This window comes from Nostoc sp., from assembly GCF_036919595.1.
In the GTDB taxonomy this organism is placed as follows: Bacteria; Cyanobacteriota; Cyanobacteriia; order Cyanobacteriales; family Nostocaceae; genus Nostoc.
The window spans coordinates 61,464-67,815 of sequence record NZ_JBALCO010000079.1 but is presented as its reverse complement, the minus strand read 5'-3'; the positions used below and the strand labels follow the sequence as shown (position 1 = coordinate 67,815).

Annotated in this window: 6 protein-coding genes; all 6 read left to right on the top strand. The window is 43.8% G+C overall.

Annotated elements, in window-relative coordinates; translation table 11 throughout:
* Positions 1-618 precede the first annotated feature (618 nt).
* Positions 619-1,902, top strand: coding sequence for a DHH family phosphoesterase (locus V7K21_RS11350; protein WP_335174217.1), 1,284 nt, complete (start codon positions 619-621; stop codon positions 1,900-1,902).
* 213 nt (positions 1,903-2,115) lie between these two features.
* A complete protein-coding gene (locus V7K21_RS11345) occupies positions 2,116-2,256 on the top strand; it encodes a hypothetical protein (RefSeq protein WP_335174215.1) in 141 nt (46 codons plus the stop codon).
* A gap of 156 nt (positions 2,257-2,412) precedes the next feature.
* Complete coding sequence (locus V7K21_RS11340; RefSeq protein WP_335174213.1) at positions 2,413-2,682, top strand: hypothetical protein; 270 nt, start codon at positions 2,413-2,415, stop codon at positions 2,680-2,682.
* A 227-nt stretch (positions 2,683-2,909) separates the two neighbouring features.
* A complete protein-coding gene (sixA, locus tag V7K21_RS11335) occupies positions 2,910-3,404 on the top strand; it encodes a phosphohistidine phosphatase SixA (protein ID WP_335174211.1) in 495 nt (164 codons plus the stop codon).
* A 107-nt stretch (positions 3,405-3,511) separates the two neighbouring features.
* A complete protein-coding gene (locus tag V7K21_RS11330; RefSeq protein WP_335130118.1) occupies positions 3,512-4,648 on the top strand; it encodes a citrate synthase in 1,137 nt (378 codons plus the stop codon).
* 381 nt (positions 4,649-5,029) lie between these two features.
* Positions 5,030-6,148: an NADH-quinone oxidoreductase subunit NuoH gene (gene nuoH / locus V7K21_RS11325; RefSeq protein ID WP_335174208.1), complete on the top strand. Its 1,119-nt coding sequence runs from the start codon at positions 5,030-5,032 to the stop codon at positions 6,146-6,148.
* Positions 6,149-6,352 lie beyond the last annotated feature (204 nt).

The following is a 6,352-nucleotide window of genomic DNA, read 5'->3' as shown; positions in this document are numbered from 1 at the left end:
TTCTTTCTCTTGGTTCATTGTCAGCGATCGCACAGGGTTATTTCCCTTTAAATTTTCCCATAAGTGGTAAATCTTCCAAAACTGGATGCTCCCGGCTCAGGTTTGTTCAATCACTGTAATGCACATTTTTTGGCAGAAACCAACGCAGTAGTTTACATAAATCTAGGCAATAAAGACAGCAACCGACGTTAGTAGGTTGCTAGCGTTGTTCATTAAAAATAATTGTTAATTGCTCAATAGTCACAATAATGAGAAAATTGAGCAGAAAAATATTTCAAATATAAAAGACTGGCCTGAAAGTATAAAATAGGAAGTATACCCTAAGCCAGATAAAAATTTCACTTATTAAATTTACGGAAGAGAAAAAAGCTCCTAAAACAGATTATATGCTGCCAGATACAGCCCGATATCCTAAACTTCCTTGTTTCCAGCGCTTATACACCCTTTAGTGGAATTTAGTTGATTCTTGAGCGTTGTTACGGATAAAAAATATACTTAGATGTATAGTGCAATGTCTTGATATTTTTGCGAAGATCATAAGAAAGTGGCTAAATTCAGTGAATTGCTGCTCGTAGTATTTCTGAATTAAAGGAGCCTCACACTTTAAAAAAGTTCCCTATGTACTTGAATTCTCCCGTTACTCATTTAGAGAGTTTGTCATTGACCACAGAGCCAAACCCAGAGGAACCTGAAATCGAGAAAGCGCCAGTGGAAGTTGCATTTAAGAGTCCGTCATTACCGCCATCGGTAGGTGAAGGAGCTATATATCTCAGTCACCGTGGTAATTCTCTGGCACAACAAAAGTCAGAAGAACTGCAAAAAACCTTTCTGGCACACCGACACGATCGCCAACTGATAATTCTGCAAGATTTTCCTGACCCTGATGCCCTTTCCTGTGCCTGGGCTTACCAGTTAATTGCCCAGCAATATGATATCAAATGTGAAATCATTTATGCTGGCGCATTGAGCCATCAAGAAAATATTGCCTTGGTGAGGCTGACTAATTTACCAATCCACCGCTGGACGCCGCAAACCTTGAAAACCAAAGATTTGTCATCTTATCAAGGTTTTGTATTAATTGATAACCAGGGAACCACTTCACAGCTACTCTCAGCGGTGCAGCAGGCTGGAATTCCCCTAGTAGCCCTGATCGACCATCACAGTATCCAAGGTGATCTCCAAGCAGAGTTTGAGGATATCCGTCCCTATGTAAGAGCGACAGCAACAATTTTTACTCAATACCTGCAAACGGGATTACTGGCATTAGATAGCAGCATAAATCAACACGTCAAATGCGCTACTGCCTTGATGCATGGCTTGCGATCGGATACAAATCGGCTAATGCAAGCGCAAGAAGAAGACTTTATGGCAGCTGCGTATTTAAGCCGATTTTATGACGTCCAATTGCTAAACGCCATTTTACAGGCGAACTGTTCCAAGCGGGTAATGGATGTGATCGAGCGATCGCTCAAAAACCGCATCGTTCAAAATAACTTTTCCATTGCTGGTGTTGGTTATTTACGCTACGATGACCGCGATGCCATCCCCCAAGCGGCTGATTTTCTTGTCACTGAAGAAAATGTTCACACCGCCGTAGTTTTCGGCATTGTTCACGATGAAGACGAAGAATTAGAAATAGTCATCGGCTCGCTGAGAACCACCAAACTTACCCTTGACCCCGATGAATTCATCAAAGAAGCCTTTGGGCAAGATAGCGCTGGGCGCTTTTTTGGTGGCGGAAGGACAAGCGCAGGCGGCTTTGAAATTCCAATGGGTTTCTTATCTGGCAGTAACGAAAATTCCGCCTATGCGAAAATGAAATGGGAAGTATTCGATGCTCAAATTAAGCAAAAGCTACTGAGGTTAGTCAATCCTAGAGATAACCCGATTCAGTCGGAGTAAAGGCAGAGGATAAGGCAAACTCATAAATCATGTTGGAGTCAAAGTGTTTGGTTATATGAGCGCGTTCTTATAATCCTAAAGAAAGCAGCGCATATATTATCATGTACCAACTCACTTTGACTATTCCAGAATAAACTGTATTGGCTCTGAATGTAAAACCAGAACAGTTACAAGGTGAAGTTCTTCTCGCTGCTGCTATGAAGTTATACGAACTTGTCAAACTCTCTTCAAAAGCAGCAGCTAACGCAAGCGGGTATTCCCAAAGTTTTATTCCTTTCACAACTAGCAAAATATGACATCACCAGCTTCAAACTCACGGAGGCTGAACTGATTGAAGATTTAGTTCGTGCCTAATGTTATTTGTGAAGGAAGAATGCGATACTGAGGAAAATTTTTGGTGTAGTTGCCAAGTTGTCTACCTCTGCTGAATTGTGCCGTTAGACCGCTAACCTAACATTTTTGATCTAGCGTTAAAATGTTGATAATTTATGCTATTTGAGAGGTATAACAATGACACAGCAAGAGTTCTCGAAACTTTTGACATTGCCAGAAGTAAAAAAACAAGTACTGCAATTATCCATTAAAGAACGTTGGCATTTAGTTCAGTCTGTTCTAGCATCAACTCAACAAGAAACCCTATTGTCTATTCCTGGCACTCCAACCTTAGAACCTTTAACCAATCTTGACCCCTGGACTCAGAGTTTAATAGGTGTAATCCAGCTAGGAAAAGAAAATCCGACAGAAAATTATGTGGATTATTTAGAGGAGAAATACGGTTGAAACGGGTCGTTTATCACAAAAAACCAACGGGATTACAGATTTATTCAAGGTTTCAACCTATTGCCATATCCATAACACGTTAGAACACCTAACGCCGCGTTGCACTGAATAGATGGCAGCTCAACGAATACGTAATAATAATTAAGATTAGGATAGGTTAATTCACATCAGGCGTAACTCCTAACTAAGTATGGGCTACGCCCCGCTACGCTAATAAAACTCAAAATATGGAACTATATTTAATTCGTCATGGTATCGCCGAAGACAAGGGATTAGGCATCAAGGATGAGGAGCGCAGCCTTACCAAAGAAGGACGGCAAAAAACTGAGAAAGTTGCCCAGAAACTTGTTAAATTGGGTTTAAGCTTTGATTTGATTCTCACCAGTCCATTAGTGCGGGCCCGCCAAACAGCTGAAATCCTTATAGCAGAAAAACTAAGCTCCCAGTTAGAGGAATCTAGCCACCTCGCCCACGATGGTCAAATTTCTAGTTGGCTAAAAGACTGGTTAGGGCCAAGGAATTATTCCCAAAATACCCAACTGGCGCTGGTTGGACACGAACCTGATTTAACGAATTGGGCAGAAATTCTCCTATGGGGAGAAGTTAAAGCAAGCTTAGTCTTGAAAAAAGCAGGTATGATTGGGATAAAACTACCAGAAACAGGTTCTCCTCTGGGTCGTAGTCAGATGTTTTGGTTGACACCACCTAAGTACCTGCTATAACAGTTTTTCAACATTTCCAATTGTTGTTAGAAGGGCTACTGTTATGGCGACAATAATTTCTGGTAAGTTAGCTTGATCAGATATTTCACAAAGCGAATGGTGGTGCCATGATGGTGTGCGAATACAAGCCTGGTTTAGAAGGCATTCCCGCCGCTCAATCAAGTATCAGCTATGTTGATGGGCAAAAAGGAATACTAGAATATCGTGGCATCCGGATTGAGGAACTAGCAGAGAAAAGTACATTTATAGAAACTGCTTATCTCTTAATCTGGGGTGAACTGCCAAGCAAGGAACAACTGGAAACATTTGAGCATGAAGTTCGTTACCACAGGCGAATAAAATACCGCATTCGGGACATGATGAAATGCTTTCCAGAAAGCGGTCACCCAATGGATGCCTTGCAAGCTTCTGCTGCTGCTTTAGGGTTATTTTATTCGCTCCGGGATTTACACAATCCTGCCTACATTCGAGATTCCGTGGTGCGCTTGATAGCAACCATTCCCACAATGGTGGCGGCGTTCCAACTGATGCGAAAAGGCAATGACCCGGTACGTCCCCGTGATGACTTAGACTATTCCGCCAACTTTTTATACATGCTCAATGAGCAGGAACCCGATCCTCTGATGGCGCGGATTTTTGATATCTGCTTGATACTTCAGGTCGAGCATACAATGAATGCTTCCACCTTTAGTGCCAGGGTGACAGCTTCCACATTGACTGATCCTTACGCTGTGGTTGCTAGTGCTGTGGGAACCTTGGGAGGGCCCCTGCATGGTGGAGCCAATGAAGAAGTGATTCAGATGTTGGAAGAAATTGGCTCTGTGGAAAATGTCCGTCCCTACATAGAGGATTGTCTACAACGTAAAGCGAAGATTATGGGCTTTGGACATCGTGTCTATAAAGTGAAAGACCCACGAGCCACAATCTTACAAGGTCTAGCAGAACAGCTGTTTGAAAAGTTTGGGCATGACAAGTTCTATGACATTGCCCAAGAGATGGAAATAGTGGTAGAAGAAAAACTCGGTAGCAAAGGAATTTATCCAAATATTGACTTTTATTCGGGTTTGGTGTATAGAAAGATGGGTATTCCCACAGACTTGTTTACACCAATATTTGCGATCGCCCGCGTTGCCGGTTGGTTAGCCCACTGGAAAGAACAACTAGCAGAAAACCGGATTTTCCGTCCTACCCAGGTTTACAACGGTCACCACGAAGTTTCTTATACCCCCATTGACAAACGTTAATTGGGCATTGGGGAGCCAGCGCCGTGGGCGGGTTTCCCGACTTGAGGCGACTGGCGTCATTGGGCATGGAAAATCGAACCAATGCCCGATATCCTATGCGCTGTTTGGGTGGTCTTCACAGATCGCATCACTGCCTAAGTCCTGAAATATATACTCTCCCCTTGTCCGCTTAATAGCCAATCTCAATGCCAACCATAAGTAGAAGTTCTCATCTCGCCTCAGGGTGCTTAAACCATCCAACGATATACTAGGCATGGGAATTGGCAACAAATCTTCAATCGGGCGTGATCACAGCAAAAATTATAAATGGGTGAATTTACAGGTATTAATTCAACTAATAGTTGTAACTCACCATAACTCAATGTCTTAAAGAGCGGAAACATGAATTCAGGAATTGACCTCCAAGGAACTTTTATTGAATCCCTCCGGGATTTAGGTATACCAGCAGGAACAGCCAAAGCAATTTGGATGCCCCTGCCAATGATACTGATGCTGATTGGGGCAACAGTGGGGGTATTAGTTGCTACTTGGCTAGAACGGAAAATTTCCGCCGCAGCACAGCAGCGAATTGGGCCAGAATACCAGGGACCTTTTGGGTTGCTGGTGCCTGTAGCGGATGGTCTGAAGCTGGTATTTAAAGAAGATATAGTACCAGCTAAATCTGACCCCTGGCTGTTTACCCTCGGCCCAATTATTGTTGTGATTCCGGTGTTTCTGTCGTTCCTGATCGTTCCCTTTGGGCAGAATATCGTAATTAGCAATGTCGGCATGGGCGTATTCTTGTGGATTGCCTTGTCTAGCATTCAACCCATTGGCTTGCTGATGGCTGGCTACGCATCTAATAACAAATACTCCCTCTTAGGAGGGTTGCGGGCAGCAGCGCAATCTATTAGTTATGAAATTCCTTTGGCACTGGCGGTGTTAGCGATCACTATGATGTCTAATAGCCTCAACACTGTTGATATTGTCAATCAACAGTCTGGCTATGGCATCCTGGGCTGGAACATTTGGCGACAACCCGTTGGTTTCCTGATCTTTTGGATAGCCGCCCTGGCTGAATGCGAACGATTACCCTTTGACTTACCCGAAGCGGAAGAAGAAATTGTAGCAGGCTATCAGACTGAATATTCAGGCATGAAATTCGGTCTGTTCTACCTGGGTTCCTACGTTAACTTGATCCTTTCTTCCCTACTAGTAGCAATTCTTTACCTGGGCGGTTGGGACTTTCCCGTTCCCCTCAACCTCATCGCTGGTTGGCTGGGAGTCAGTGAGCTAAATCCTGTGTTCCAGATAGTAACTGCGGCTTTGGGGATCACGATGACCGTGTTCAAAGCTTATTTACTAGTATTTGTCGCTATCCTGTTGCGCTGGACTGTGCCACGGGTACGGATTGACCAACTGTTAGATTTAGGATGGAAGTTTTTGTTGCCAGTTGGCTTGGCTAATCTCCTATTAACTGCCGCCCTGAAACTAGCTTTTCCCTTCGCCTTTGGCGGGTAAACCAATTTTAGATTTTAGATTTTAGATTTTGGTGAGGCAGCGCGGTCTTCTCCCTTGGCTTTAGCCTCTCCCTTTGAGAGAAGGGGAGACGATGCCGCGCATAGCGCAGCGGTAGCGAGCCTGTGAGCGTCTAGGGGTTTCCACGCCACTTGCTTCACTTGGGGAGACCCCTACAGCCCTTCCCTAACGGGACGCCTTGCGGCG

What these genes read in the sequence shown, in the direction of transcription:
- V7K21_RS11350 (WP_335174217.1), top strand. Translation starts at nt 619, where the DNA reads ATGTACTTGAATTCTCCCGTTACTCATTTAGAGAGTTTGTCATTGACC.
- V7K21_RS11340 (WP_335174213.1), top strand. Translation starts at nt 2,413, where the DNA reads ATGACACAGCAAGAGTTCTCGAAACTTTTGACATTGCCAGAAGTAAAA.
- V7K21_RS11330 (WP_335130118.1), top strand. Translation starts at nt 3,512, where the DNA reads ATGATGGTGTGCGAATACAAGCCTGGTTTAGAAGGCATTCCCGCCGCT.
- nuoH (WP_335174208.1), top strand. Translation starts at nt 5,030, where the DNA reads ATGAATTCAGGAATTGACCTCCAAGGAACTTTTATTGAATCCCTCCGG.
- sixA (WP_335174211.1), top strand. Translation starts at nt 2,910, where the DNA reads ATGGAACTATATTTAATTCGTCATGGTATCGCCGAAGACAAGGGATTA.